The 12745-nt window shown below is 43.3% G+C and carries 10 protein-coding genes and 1 pseudogene; 6 read left to right on the top strand and 5 right to left on the bottom strand.

Annotated features, from left to right (window positions below):
• Positions 1-66 precede the first annotated feature (66 nt).
• The 4 genes and pseudogenes from CFK45_RS18655 to CFK45_RS00625 all read right to left on the bottom strand — a co-directional run.
• Positions 67-1068, bottom strand: coding sequence for a helix-turn-helix domain-containing protein (locus CFK45_RS18655; protein WP_239923491.1), 1002 nt, complete (start codon positions 1066-1068; stop codon positions 67-69).
• A gap of 204 nt (positions 1069-1272) precedes the next feature.
• A complete protein-coding gene (bcp, locus tag CFK45_RS00615) occupies positions 1273-1749 on the bottom strand; it encodes a thioredoxin-dependent thiol peroxidase (RefSeq protein ID WP_096084876.1) in 477 nt (158 codons plus the stop codon).
• Between the two features lie 89 nt (positions 1750-1838).
• Complete coding sequence (locus tag CFK45_RS00620) at positions 1839-2819, bottom strand: malate dehydrogenase (protein ID WP_096084466.1); 981 nt, start codon at positions 2817-2819, stop codon at positions 1839-1841.
• A gap of 132 nt (positions 2820-2951) precedes the next feature.
• Positions 2952-3431: pseudogene (locus CFK45_RS00625) on the bottom strand (dUTP diphosphatase); the annotation flags it as partial.
• Between the two features lie 120 nt (positions 3432-3551).
• On the opposite strand from CFK45_RS00625, the gene CFK45_RS00630 reads away from it, so the two are divergent.
• Genes CFK45_RS00630 through CFK45_RS00650 form a run of 5 tightly spaced genes read left to right on the top strand, consistent with a single transcriptional unit; the run spans position 3552 to position 10116 of the window.
• Complete coding sequence (locus CFK45_RS00630; RefSeq protein WP_143247440.1) at positions 3552-4244, top strand: site-specific integrase; 693 nt, start codon at positions 3552-3554, stop codon at positions 4242-4244.
• The gene (locus CFK45_RS18850; RefSeq protein ID WP_096084468.1) at positions 4223-4753 is read left to right on the top strand and encodes a tyrosine-type recombinase/integrase; all 531 of its coding nucleotides are present in this window, start codon (positions 4223-4225) and stop codon (positions 4751-4753) included. The genes CFK45_RS00630 and CFK45_RS18850 overlap by 22 nt, the downstream gene beginning before the upstream one ends.
• Before the next feature lie 4 nt (positions 4754-4757).
• Positions 4758-6809: a hypothetical protein gene (locus CFK45_RS00640; protein ID WP_143247441.1), complete on the top strand. Its 2052-nt coding sequence runs from the start codon at positions 4758-4760 to the stop codon at positions 6807-6809.
• On the top strand, positions 6806-9547 hold the full coding sequence (locus CFK45_RS00645; RefSeq protein WP_096084470.1) for a hypothetical protein: 2742 nt from the start codon (positions 6806-6808) through the stop codon (positions 9545-9547). Before CFK45_RS00640 ends, CFK45_RS00645 begins: the two co-directional genes overlap by 4 nt.
• A gap of 2 nt (positions 9548-9549) precedes the next feature.
• Entirely contained in the window at positions 9550-10116 is a 567-nt protein-coding gene (locus CFK45_RS00650) for a hypothetical protein (RefSeq protein WP_096084471.1), read from the top strand.
• Positions 10117-10391: 275 nt separating this feature from the next.
• Here the strand turns inward: CFK45_RS00650 and CFK45_RS00655 are convergent, their stop codons facing one another.
• On the bottom strand, positions 10392-11207 hold the full coding sequence (locus CFK45_RS00655; RefSeq protein WP_096084472.1) for a WYL domain-containing transcriptional regulator: 816 nt from the start codon (positions 11205-11207) through the stop codon (positions 10392-10394).
• Between the two features lie 185 nt (positions 11208-11392).
• Here CFK45_RS00655 and CFK45_RS00660 point away from each other — a divergent pair, with 185 nt between their 5' ends.
• Complete coding sequence (locus tag CFK45_RS00660; RefSeq protein ID WP_143247442.1) at positions 11393-12724, top strand: hypothetical protein; 1332 nt, start codon at positions 11393-11395, stop codon at positions 12722-12724.
• Positions 12725-12745 lie beyond the last annotated feature (21 nt).

Below are 12745 nucleotides of genomic sequence, written 5' to 3' on the forward strand. Positions count from 1 at the left end.
CATCGAGGCAATGCGGAGCCCTGCGACTCCGCCTCGTGCGGCGCGCCTAAATCAAACCTTTAGGCGTTATGCGTAATCTCGAAATACCTTGCGAAAAGTACTTGGAGACAAACCCGTCCAGCGCTTGAAAGCATTGGTAAAGCTTGTGCGATCTGAGAAATCCAGAGTCGAACTAATGCGATCAATAGAGATTTGCTGACGTACGAGGAAGTCAATCGAGTGGTGAAAACGTACTTTGTCACGCAACTCGGCAAAACTGATACCTTGTTGCTGCAGGCGACGCTGCAAGGTGCGCTTGCTGAGGTTGAGCTCTTCAGCAATATGATCAATGCTCAAAGAGCTCTGACCGATGCGACGTTTAAGTACATCAACAACCTTGCCGGAGATACCAAGGCCTTCTGGCAGCTCAGCGGCTAGCTGATACTCTTCCAGAGTTTTCATGGAACCATTAGCAAAAATGGCCATGTCTTCGGTTTTGCGCTGAGCGCGAGTGTTTTGTAAGTCCATCATACTGGCTATTCCTTCCGCCGTGAGTCCAAGCATCAACATGCTCTGTTCATCAGCCGAAGGCGAACCAGCTTCTGATGAGACAAAGCACACCAGACCGCGCTGCCGATCACCCATGTCCAGGTTCATCCCTAAGTAAGCGCGAGTCGTCCCCCGATTATAAGCATTTTTGTCGCTTTTAGTAGTTTTTGTATGCATTACTAGACGAGTTTCGTCGTGTTTGGTCAAAAAATGCATATCCGTCAAGGAGATATGCTGACCAACAAAAAAACTATCGAGTTCACTACTGGCGTGAACTTCATAGACAGATGGCGATATTTTCCTCATAATGGCGCCGCAGCCATAACCGAGTTGCTTGGCTGCGAGGGCCAACATCAAGGTCAGTGCCTCGTTGTATGAACGAAACTGAGCGTGGTTTGCCAAAATTCGCAATAGGCATTGCAGATAGTTTTCGGTTGTTAGCGTCTGTTTACAGTACGACGCAAATGCAGCGGAATCAAAAGGCGTTAACGCAGTCCGCGGCTCCGCCCCTTCATTTTCTATCCAAGTTGAATCAGTCACTTTATATCCAAAAGCGAATGCATGTCTTATGCAATCTAGTTATCAAACGCAGGTATGTTCACCACTTTGGATTATAAATTTTACTGCAGTTTTTGCACGCAAATTTGGCAGCGGTGCATGCCACCTTGGGGCAATAAATGACAATATTGAAATTGCATGCGCAGAGCGTGAACCAGACAGCCTTGCGCATGCGCCGGAATAAGGCTAACTCAGCTCGTTTTTAATCAGCGCCAGCACATCATCGTGGTGTGTTTTTGTTTTAACTTTATCAATGATATGTTGAATTCTGCCCTGCTTATCAACGATAAAGGTTGTGCGCAGAATGCCCATAAACTCTTTACCCATAAATTTTTTCAGGCCCCAGACTCCATACTTTTCCGCAATGGCATGATCTTCATCGGACAGTAAATCAAAATTTAAATCGTGCTTTTCCCGGAATTTCACCAAACGCTCAACGGGGTCCGGGCTCAAGCCAAAAACAACCGTATCTAAGGCTTCATACTCCGATTTGTAGTCGCGCAAACCACAAGCTTGCACAGTACAACCTGGCGTTAAAGCTTTTGGGTAAAAATAAATGACAACGTTTTTTTCGCCCGCGTAATCAGACAGGCGAATTTTTTGGCCGTCTTGATTTAATAAAGTAAAGGCCGGCGCCTTATTACCAAGTTTTGCTTGACTCATATGTTCCCCTAGAAACTCGCTTGAAGTTTTTTTAGCACAAAAAAAGCGCAGACCTTGCTGCGCTTTTACGAACAAATAACACAGCTGGTTTACGGCAGCAGTTCTTTTACCGCGTCACGCTCTTCTTGCAACTCTTTTTCAGTCGCATTAATTCTTTCCTGAGAGAATGCATTGATCTCTAAACCCTGAACAATTTCCCAGTCGCCGTCTTTGCAAACACAGGGGAAAGAAAAGATCAGGCCTTTCTCAACACCGTAGGAACCATCACTGTAGACCCCCATGCTGACCCAGTCATTGCCTGCAGAACCCAGCGCCCAATCGCGCATATGAAAGATCGCAGCATTTGCAGCAGAGGCGGCTGAAGATGCACCGCGCGCCTTAATAATTGCAGCACCGCGTTGCTGAACATCGGGAATAAAGGTGTTTTCGTACCAATCCTGCTCTACTTGCTCAACGGCGATACCGCCTGCAACTTTAGCGTGGTGCAGATCGGGATATTGGGTTGAGCTGTGGTTGCCCCAGATCGTCATATTGCTAACGTCGTTAATGCTCTTGCCAAGCTTTTCACTGACCTGGCTCATAGCGCGGTTGTGATCCAAACGCATCATTGCCGTGAATTGGCGCGGATCGATGTCCGGAGCATTGCGCTGAGCAATCAACGCATTGGTATTGGCGGGGTTTCCGACAACCAGTACTTTAATATCACGCGAAGCATGATCGTTAATCGCCTTGCCCTGAACAGAGAAAATAGCAGCATTTGCTTCGAGCAGGTCTTTGCGCTCCATACCCGGGCCACGAGGACGGGCACCAACTAGCAGTGCAAAATCAGCATCTTTAAATGCAACGTTTGCATCGTCGGTGCAAACCATGCCGGCCAAAAGAGGGAAAGCACAATCTTCAAGCTCCATTGCCACACCTTTTAAGGCGTCGAGGGCGGGCGTAATTTCCAACATCTGCAGGATAACTGGTTGATCTTTACCCAGCATTTCGCCAGCGGCGATGCGGAACAACAGGGAATAGCTAATCTGGCCTGCCGCGCCAGTGACGGCAACTCGTACGGGTGCTTTCACAATAAATCTCCATCTAATTTATTTGTTACGGATGTACAATCGCCGCGCATTATAAGCCACTGGTGAAAAAAGTCATTGGTGTAACGGCGTTGAATATGCAAGCAACGGCACTGATTTGCACCAAAACAGAGCTTAATGCTCGCAAACTTGGCTGTAGCGCTGTTCGAGCTCTGAGTAAATTCGTTTTGCGCTGTAGTCAGCGCCGTCGAGCTCGGCCAAAACTTCCATTAAATGCTCATTGTCTTCTTTGCCCGCCCAAGTCTTAACGTAGCTACCGTCTTTGTAACCGTGGTCCTGGCGAAATATATTCAATACATTCTTGGCGACGTAGGAACTAAACAGGCGCTCAAAGCTTAAACCGCTAATCAACATAAGGCTTGAAAACGCCGCCACATCAAAGCTGCGAGTTTGCAAGGTGCTCGCGGCAAAATGTTCAACCGCCTCGCGAAATTCAAGCTCGCGGCCACCTTCAGCCAAACCGCGCTCAAGCTCTTGCGCTAAGGCTTGGTAATCGTCGCTTTGCTCCAGCGCGATACTGATGCCGAAATGCCAGATATCAATTAACTCAAGCTCAACTTGTTCGCGATCGACGTGCTGGGCCTTCCACCACTTCCAGCCGTAGTGATCTTATTGCGATATACATTTTATAACACATTTTGTTAGTAGAATATGTAAGAACAAGATGTGACAGCCCTGAAATGATCAATTTTTAAACACACTCGCGTGTACCTCATGAAAAAAATAGTGTTAGAAGACATCGAGATTGATAAAAATCACTTTGACTATTTACCTGTAATCCTTGACGACGAAGGAACCGTCGTTATTTTGCCTTTACTGTTCGCCATTCACCTTGATAAGGCCGGCGAAGCAATACACATGGTAAGAGTTGAAGACGGAACGCAGTCAATGACGAAACTTGAATCTGGGCCTATCTCCGAGTCTACTGCAACCACGTACATCAACCATGTCTATCGATTCCTCAAACATTTAAACCAAGCCAGCAAAGAACTCACGGATGAAGAGATATCTATCCATCACACATACCTTTGCAGTCCTGGAGTTGTCCAGGACTACCTAAATAGAGATCTAGCAAGCACACTTACTGGTAGCTCATTGGCGAATCACCAAGCAGCACTTACTGCTTACTTTAACTTTTTAGCTCTTCTGGGGCTTAGACAGCCTCATGAAATTCGCATTTCTCGCAAAGCGAGGAAAGAAGCGACAAACAACAATCAATCAGGTGCTTACATTAATTACATCAGCACCAAGGAACGATTCGAGATTCTCAAGCGGTGTGTATCCAAGCGAGACAGGTTAATCATTCGATGTGGTTTCGAGTTAGGCCTCAGAGCAATGGAGAATAAGGGCATGCGCCTCAAGGGGAACAAGTCGAACGAAGCTTACTGGATCTATTCGAGCAATTAGACGCATCATCATTACGACATAAAGAAAAGTTTACTTATCGCTTACGGGGTGGCTACGCAAAACGCGGAAGATCAAGATTTATACAAATAAACCGTGATTTACTGACCGCCTTGAGAGAATACTATCTAACGGAGCGGGCCGAAGCTCTAGGTAAGGCGCATCTAGAAACCTCGAATGAGCTATTTTTGAGGTCTGATCCAAGAGGAACAGGACTTCCTATAAGCAAGCGCCTAGCTTCAGACATTTTTGCTAAATATAGGAAAGAGCTATCTTTCCTCGATCAAAACCTTTCCTACCATGATCTACGCCATACCTTCGCTACAGAGCTTTATCATTCTGAGCTGCTCGATCACGCGGGCAGAGAAACCAGGTCTGAAAGCGCTGCATTGATTGTTGTCGCAGAGTCATTAGGGCACGCTCACGATAGAAACGGGCGCCCTCCTTCCACCACATTGCGGTATATACGACTAAGAGAAGTTATGCTCGAACTCGAAGGGGTGAAGGAATAGACAATTGAAAACTCTAGCTACGAGAAGCTATCCAAAGCTTTCACCTAAAGAACCAAAAACCAATGAGCAGCTCTATCACTCAAATCGTGTTATTTGGGATGGATCAACTATTGTCGAATATCACTCCCTTAATGAGCGCGGGCTATTCTTCATAATGGCATTCAATCAGCTGCTAAGTGAGCCATGGTTTGTAGATCTCAAAAACACCACATGTTACATAAACTCAATAAAATGCTTCACTAACTGGTTAAATAACCAACAAGACGTGGAAGTTGGTATTCTGAATGAATATCAAGAGTACGAAATAAATACTCTCGGCCGAAAGCCTCAAAGTTGTTACTCTCACCAGATAAAGACGATCATAAAAAGGGTATCACCAAGGCTAGAACTGCGGAATCAATACCAATTTCTAAAAAAAGTAGATCAAAACGCTAGGCTAGATCGCGGCGATGGATCTACGAACTCTGTCCACATTTCAGAATGGTTCACCAAACAGCAGTGGTTAAGGCAAGAACTTGGCGAAGATTATCTGATCTTCGAGAGCCCCAAACGAGTGCACCGATCATTTAGAACCTTAGTGAGTGAAGCTCTAATCTACCTCATTCAAGCAAGAACCGCATTCAACCTAAGCAAAGGTATCAAAAAAGCGTATTTTAAGGCTTCAAACAATAACCTGAAATCTTCTAGAGCTATTGCATACCTTTACTCCGACTTATTGAATATCGCTAAAAACGAGCTTCAAGATACAAGTTCACCGCTATTCAACGTAATTTTGTGTGAGTGTGTAAAAGGCAACCGGCTAAAAGATATATTAACAAAAGTCGAATCCACGCCAAGTTACAACTTTAGAGATGAGTTGAAAAACATAAACTCCGGCTACCCATTTCTCAGACCCAGCCTATTGTTAGACTCAACATCAGAAACAGAGGAGCTATTAATGTACTGGCTAATAGTTTCTCTCGCAGTACAGCCTAGTGATGCGGCAAATACAAGGAGGAATAATTTAGCGATTAAAAGAAATGAGCTGGGCAGAATAAAAACCTTACAAATTAAATATTTCAAGGGAAGATCCGATAGGTTCTACGAGACTCCCATGCTAACTGGAAAAGATGTCGTATTGATGGCCACAAACATGTACCTTCAAACAATTCCCCAGGATCAAAAAAGACTGTTCAATTCACGCGACATCAATAAAAATAGAAAATTCTCCAACCCCTTCTATTCCGGTAGAACAACGGAAAACAGCAATCCAATAATCCACTTTATGAAACTTATATGGAATGATAATTTCGGGAAGGTGATCGATAAATCAAAGAAAAAAAATATCGTATTTAAAGCCTTACGCTGCCTTTCCAAAGCGCAACTTATGGACTTCCAAAGCTACACCTCAAACATGAAAAAAAATGGCAAACAGGCTCAATATGACGAATACCAAATGTCAGTTGAATTTCCATTACCTCAATCCTTCATAACGCCATCTCATATAAAAAACACTTCAGTCTACTCCAGAAGTGATAAATACAGAGATGGTGACTTAGTGAACTCCAATTCACATGACCCTTTGACTGAGAAATTGAGATACATGACGGATGATAATAAAGAGTGGATAAACCAGAGCGGGAGAATCTCCAGGATGGTGATGGCAGAGCTAGAAAATGAAGTCTACAATCCAATTCTTCGCAGAATCAAACATTTGACATCAGAAATGCAGCTTTCTACAAAAATTGTAAAAAGCAATGCAGGGATTAATTCTGACAATAACAAGAGCACAAACCTTAACCATCTAGAAGGAGAATTAATAGTCATCGAATCTGAAGATACTGCTGTACAAATGCTTTATTTCATTGAACAAGCATACAAATATCAAAAATCGTTAATAGAAAGAAACGATATTTTTTTCTTCGAAACGGTTCTTATCAAATCTGAATGGATGCACTACTGCATCGAGAAGTTCTCACCGAAGATCGTTAGATCAGCGTCAGAGAAACTAAACAAAATAAGACATGTACTTCCAAGCCTCTTCTTAAACCAACTAAACTCTGGGGAATCTGCATGACAACTACCACCAAGATAACCCCAAAAAACACTTGGATGATAAAAAGTCAATTCAAAGCCCTCGGGGGAAGCTTTGATGACAAAGGAGCACCTTCTGGATTTGAATCGGAGGTATGGAAGCTAGATGAGGTTACCTGCCATATCCGAATCCAAAACAGTATCGCATCAAAAAACATTTACTGCATAGCGAACAGTATCGAACCAACAAACTTATGTAAAGTGCTGACAATCGATAACATCAACTCCAACAAAGGCGTTAATGACTACTTCTTTGCGCTAAGGGACATGATTATCTTGCTTATCTACTACATGGTAGACGTAAAAAAGCGTGAGCTTGAACTTTCGGACATTCAGCCTTTCCTAGAATACTATCTGATGACCGGAATAGATAATTCCGGGATTACCCACCAAAGAGTCAGTCCACGATCATTCGGATCAAAGCCACTCATATTACATTTATCTAGAATTAACCACTCACTAGAATATTATGGCCTTCCGCCCATTTTACCAAGAGGTTTAAAAACGGCCCGCATAGAAAAATATTTAGAGAAAGCGATTGAAATCACATCTGCAGGAGAGCTTACATACAGTGATTGGAGTGCCGGAGGAACTTTTAATAATTTGCCGCTCGATTATGGCCAGTATTACATTGAATACCTAGATAACTTCTTCAAAGACAACTACGAAATCGCATGTGCGCTATCGGAAATAATCAATTGCAGAGATGATATCATTTCCGAATCTGGCTTAATCTCGAACAAAAACACAATACAAATTTTTTATGCCCTCCTTAGTGGAAGAAACGTAATAAACAACCCTAAATACAAAAAATATAACGATTACAGAATTAAAAACCTAAAAGAAACAATAAATGACAGATATGCAACTCTGACCAAGGGCAGCTTAAAAAGCAAACACCTACTCTCTACCCAATCCGCAAGGTCAATTGCAAAAGATATGGGTATTGATTTAAAAAAGAAGAATGCTAAAGCTGAACTTGACAGACTAAAGGTCATTCTCTTCTGTTATATCTTTGAAAATAATTTGAAAAAGGTAGAAGATTTACTCAAGGAATCACATTTTGACACGACCATTGATGATTTCCACTCAGCCATAAAAAAACTAAATACCACAAAAGTAAAAAACACTCTCCCAACCAAAGAATATTACGAAGAAATAGGCATAATAAACGATCCTAATTCAATTTCTAAACCCGACGCTCTAACACTCGTAAATAAGGTAGCGTCAGCAGGCCTAACAGTAATTACTGCTTTAACAGGATGGCGAGGCAGCGAGTATGGCTTCGGATTGAACTCTGTTATCTCCTTCAAAAACACCGACATTATTGATCAGTACTCTCATCCTTTTCGGCACAAAGTAAACTGGAGAGTCTTTAAAACTCATGGCGACAAATTTCAGCAACGCGAAATAACTCAAGGAGTTTACGAATACATTATTAGGCTGTCAAAGATTAATTCCACTCAGAACGGTTACCCCGCCCTATATAAAACACACTCAAGCAAAAATGATCCTTGCGATAAAAATTCTTCCTACTCCGCAGTTTCTCATGCAGTAAAATTTAACTGGGCGACATTTCTTGATCACTTCAAACCATTCACGATGCGTCGAGAAATCGATCGGAACAATTACCTAAAAGATAAAATCAATGAGGGATGTGACCTAACACAAAATGAAAACAAAGAACTAGAGGCTATCTCGAAGAAGATAAATACCCAAGCATATAAAGAAGTAGAAAATGATTATCAACTGAAAATTGCGTTGGACAGATTTGACTCTGAGCGTGAACGAGTACAATTTATATTGATGCGCAGTTCATTTACAGTGAAGAAAGATTGGCTATTGAACTACAGGCAATACCTCCGCGAACCCAACCTAGTGAGAAATGAAAGAGGTAACGACAACCAGACTATCTATCATTTACTTGATAAATATCTTCCAGAACAGACAAAGTCACTAATTCTTAGCCAGCCTGACAGCACGCTGAAAAACAAAGTTTTCGCAGCTCAGTGTTCTGCATCAGTTGTTGACGATTGCCTATACCCTACTCCGCATGCATTTAGGCATATATGGGCTGAAGCCGTCTTCAGGCGATTTGATGGTGATGTAGGCTGGATGATAAGAAGCAACTTCAAACACATATCCAAGAGCATGTGGCTAGCCTATATTAGAAACAAAGACAACACCAGAATCCTAGAAGGCATGAAAATCAGAGTGTCTAGTGCATTACTAAAAAACTGGCTTCTAAAACAAGGATCTGACACCGCTGGTAAATTTGATCGGTTTCTAAACAGAGTTTTCAAAAATACTGCTATAAATAACCTATCTAGCATTGATGAAGCCATCAGAAAATTTACGCTTAACGAAGTCGACAGTATCAAAGCAAACCCATGGGGATACTGCATAAACATGAAAGGAACATCTAGCATTGCAAGATGTGCAAATGATGAAGTTGCAAACCCGCATGATGCATCCCCAGAACTGTGCCTAGGGTGTGTAAACTTCCTTATGAACTCATCAAATATTGACTACGTTGTGTTTCACTCATGGCAGCACATCAACTTGGTGGAATCCGCATCCGACGCGGAAATCCCTCCATCCCTTGTTACTCCTTCTATTGAATACCTAAAGCAGGCTAGAAAACGAATATCCGAGCTAAATTCAACGCATCCGATAATCCATCGTTATGACGAAACTATAATCCAGTACCAGGGCTCCTAAAAGTGGAATATTTCGAAGACCTTCTAAAAAATGAAAGCGAACTCCCCGAGAAACTGCCAGACTGGGTTAACAAATCAAACGCATCCTATCAAGCCTGGAAGTTAGTCAAACGAATCAAAGGCGAGCGCCTTGCTTACATTAGCAAACATCTCAAGCCATCAGATTATCGAGCAAAAAAAACTTATCAGATTTCAGGCTCAGAAATAGCAAAAGAAATAGGCATTAGTAGGGTCACACTGCTGTCAACTTCGACTTACTCTAACGCCTTTAAAGGTTACTTAACTGAAGTCAATGCAGAACTTGCCAAAGCTAAAGAAATGCGCATCGCCAAAACCAGAACATCGAAGAGCCGAGGACCTATCGCAAAAAATAAAGATGAGCTTGTCGAAGAAACAAAACAACTTAAAGAAGAGATTAGTGTTCTAGAACAACGGAATGCCGTGGAACAAATCAAGAAGGTTATTGACTCACTTCAGCCTGATATTGCTGACTTACTTTTCGTTAAGCAGAAAAATGGGAAATGCGATGTTCATCGAATAAAGCCAAATACCAAACTAGAGGGGCTGTAGTTACTTTTTTATCATTTCTATACTAACTACCCGTCGTCACCCTTATTATTCATATAAGCTTAAACAGCAATAAACTGCTTACATGTAGTCCACTTCATATAGATATAGGTTCAACAAGCTTTGTCGTTCAGTCAAAACCGTGAGCTCACCAGAAACTGCAGCGAATTTTTACTGACATGATCATGACCAATACTTACAGGAAACCATTTTACTCAGGGGATGTCGTTTTGAAAAACACGAAAAGCTCGTTGAATCTTCGAAACATAAACAAATCTTTAACTTCTAGCCAGCTGACATATTTCAGGGTTTAGTAAGACAATTTGTTGAACTGTGGCAGCGCGGTCACTCTCTCGCTCAAACAAGTTGAATTGGTCAAGCAGATAGAGCAGTAAGGCCTGCTTTATATGAATCTTTGCCTCACCATCGGTCATAGCATAGTCCGCCTCAATTACGGTGCGCTGAGCCACCGTAAGCTCAGGATGAGGGCCTATACGAACGATAATCAAGGTATTCCATGCATCATCTTTATCTTTCCCTGGACCCGCATCATCAAAAGTATAAGTCTCAATTATTCTCCCCAAAACAAAATCACGGAATTCTTCACTACGGTGACAAAACGCCCGAACGTGGTACCGAGTGCCTGTAAAGACGATGCTATGAGGGGTAATTCTACGAACCGTTCCCTCTGGGGTTGTTAGTGATCTATAGCGTATTTCGATTGACCGCCTCTGATGTATGGCCATGGTAACCGGTTGCAGTACTGCCATATTTGCGCGTCGAAATGGGAGGGGAACTATAGTTGCGGCATGCCCTATTTCTCCAGCCCAGCTGATGTAATCTTGTATACAGGGTTGAATAAACTCAGGCTGAAACTTATCAGTAGGCACATAGCGTTTGATAGAGCCGTTGAAGCGTACCGCTTGTCCTAGTCTGTCTAGGTAAAGTTTTAGGTCGGCAGAAGCCTGCTGCGGAGATATCCCAAATCGAGCGATAAGATCCGTCCGCCCTACGCTCCCCGCCCAGTAAAGCTGCCTATCAATCTCCTCCAGGCGGCGTTGTACTTCCCACTTTTTTAATGCTGTTGTCGTCATATCGACTCAATAAGATCTAATTCGTTTGCGCTGTTGCGATTGTTTGCAGTTTCTTATTGTGAACAAAACTATTGCATCAATCAATTAGATAATAGACAATCTAGTAACTAGACACTAATACGAAAGGCTAGCTAACACTTATGGAGTGGCCCGTACTACTAGCATCAACTGCAAGATTACTCGACTTGCACGATTCCGATCGTACAGCGGGAGGTACTATTTATGCTCCAGATGAACGCAGACGAGGAGCGGGTACGGGGCTTTGGTTGGATCTCGGCACCAGGCTACTGCAATATTTGTATGAACGAGATTTGGAAAGTAATGAGGCATGGGTTCCACTAGAAGGAATCATCAGCGAACTCACTCAACTGCATGACGTTACGCGCGACGATATTATTTTCGTGGCTAATTATCTAGCAACTCCCACTCGACTTATTACGCTCAAGGATGGGGAAAACGGTGTACTACAACGTCAAACCTATAAGCGCGAAACCACCTTAGTAGAGTGGCCTAGGAACACCAATCGACGAGACAGATGCCGACTCAGCACGTCAGGTACAAGAGCGGTTCTCCTATCTCAGGCAGCCCAAAACTGGCTCTATGCCGCAGATGATGCAGGTAAGCTGGAGAGAGCTATAGACTATGGTGCGTTTGCCGACATTCCACAGTTAGCTGAGGGGCTGATATCTCAAATCCGTCGTTTTTCGAAAGAGATCACTCTGCTCTTGGAGCGTCAGCATATGGAAGATTTGTTGAGCGACTTCTCTGAACATCGAGACGACTACATGAAAGTAATCACGGAGGTCCAGAGCTCCGTCGAAGCAGCCAGCGAACAATTCAATACCAAACAGACGAAGGAGCAATACTCTCGTTGGCTTGAAACCGAGATCGGTAAGTCATTTACCCCTTATACAATCACCCAATCGTTCACAGAGATACTGCAGGCCATTGAACGGCTCAGTCGAAAATTTCAGAAGCTGGTGTCTGTCCTGGCGTCATCCAAACGTGAAGTTATTGGGCTCGTGCGCTTTGATTTGGCCGCTGTTGGACTTGCCTTTCACCCATGCTCGGATTCTATTACAGATCTATGTATCGCCGGACTGGGCCCCTGGAGTGCAGATATCGCTGCCCCATCGCCTTTGGACTTTTCAGGAATACTCAGCCTTCAGCAGGAGGAAGATTCCAACACCACTCTCGTCTTTGATGACGAGGCTGTTGATGAACTCCCCTCCCTTATTGAGCGCTTCCTTTCTGCCTACCGTGAAGAAATTCTTTCTCAGCTTAGCGTTGGTCCAGTCCCTCTAAGCTCAGCCGTAGAAAAGGGTTGGCTCACGATAGAGGATTTCGATGCACTACCACAACTTATCGGCGTTTATGCATCCCCTGAGTGGCTAGATGATACAAACAGCGAATTAGCCGTCTCCGTTGTACCAAACGCTTTGGATATTCAGCTCCCAGATGGCAACCGGCTCGAAGGGGATGATCTTATTTTACATTGGCTAAAAAGCCATTCTTAATGGCAAGAGAGGGTTAACTAC

It is taken from the genome of Agaribacterium haliotis, assembly GCF_002312815.1.
In the GTDB taxonomy this organism is placed as follows: domain Bacteria; phylum Pseudomonadota; class Gammaproteobacteria; order Pseudomonadales; family Cellvibrionaceae; genus Agaribacterium; species Agaribacterium haliotis.

Bases quoted from the DNA above. Each gene is read 5' to 3' on its own strand.
- bcp (WP_096084876.1), bottom strand. From the start codon at position 1,749: ATGAGTCAAGCAAAACTTGGTAATAAGGCGCCGGCCTTTACTTTATTA.
- CFK45_RS00630 (WP_143247440.1), top strand. From the start codon at position 3,552: ATGAAAAAAATAGTGTTAGAAGACATCGAGATTGATAAAAATCACTTT.
- CFK45_RS00645 (WP_096084470.1), top strand. From the start codon at position 6,806: ATGACAACTACCACCAAGATAACCCCAAAAAACACTTGGATGATAAAA.
- CFK45_RS00655 (WP_096084472.1), bottom strand. From the start codon at position 11,207: ATGACGACAACAGCATTAAAAAAGTGGGAAGTACAACGCCGCCTGGAG.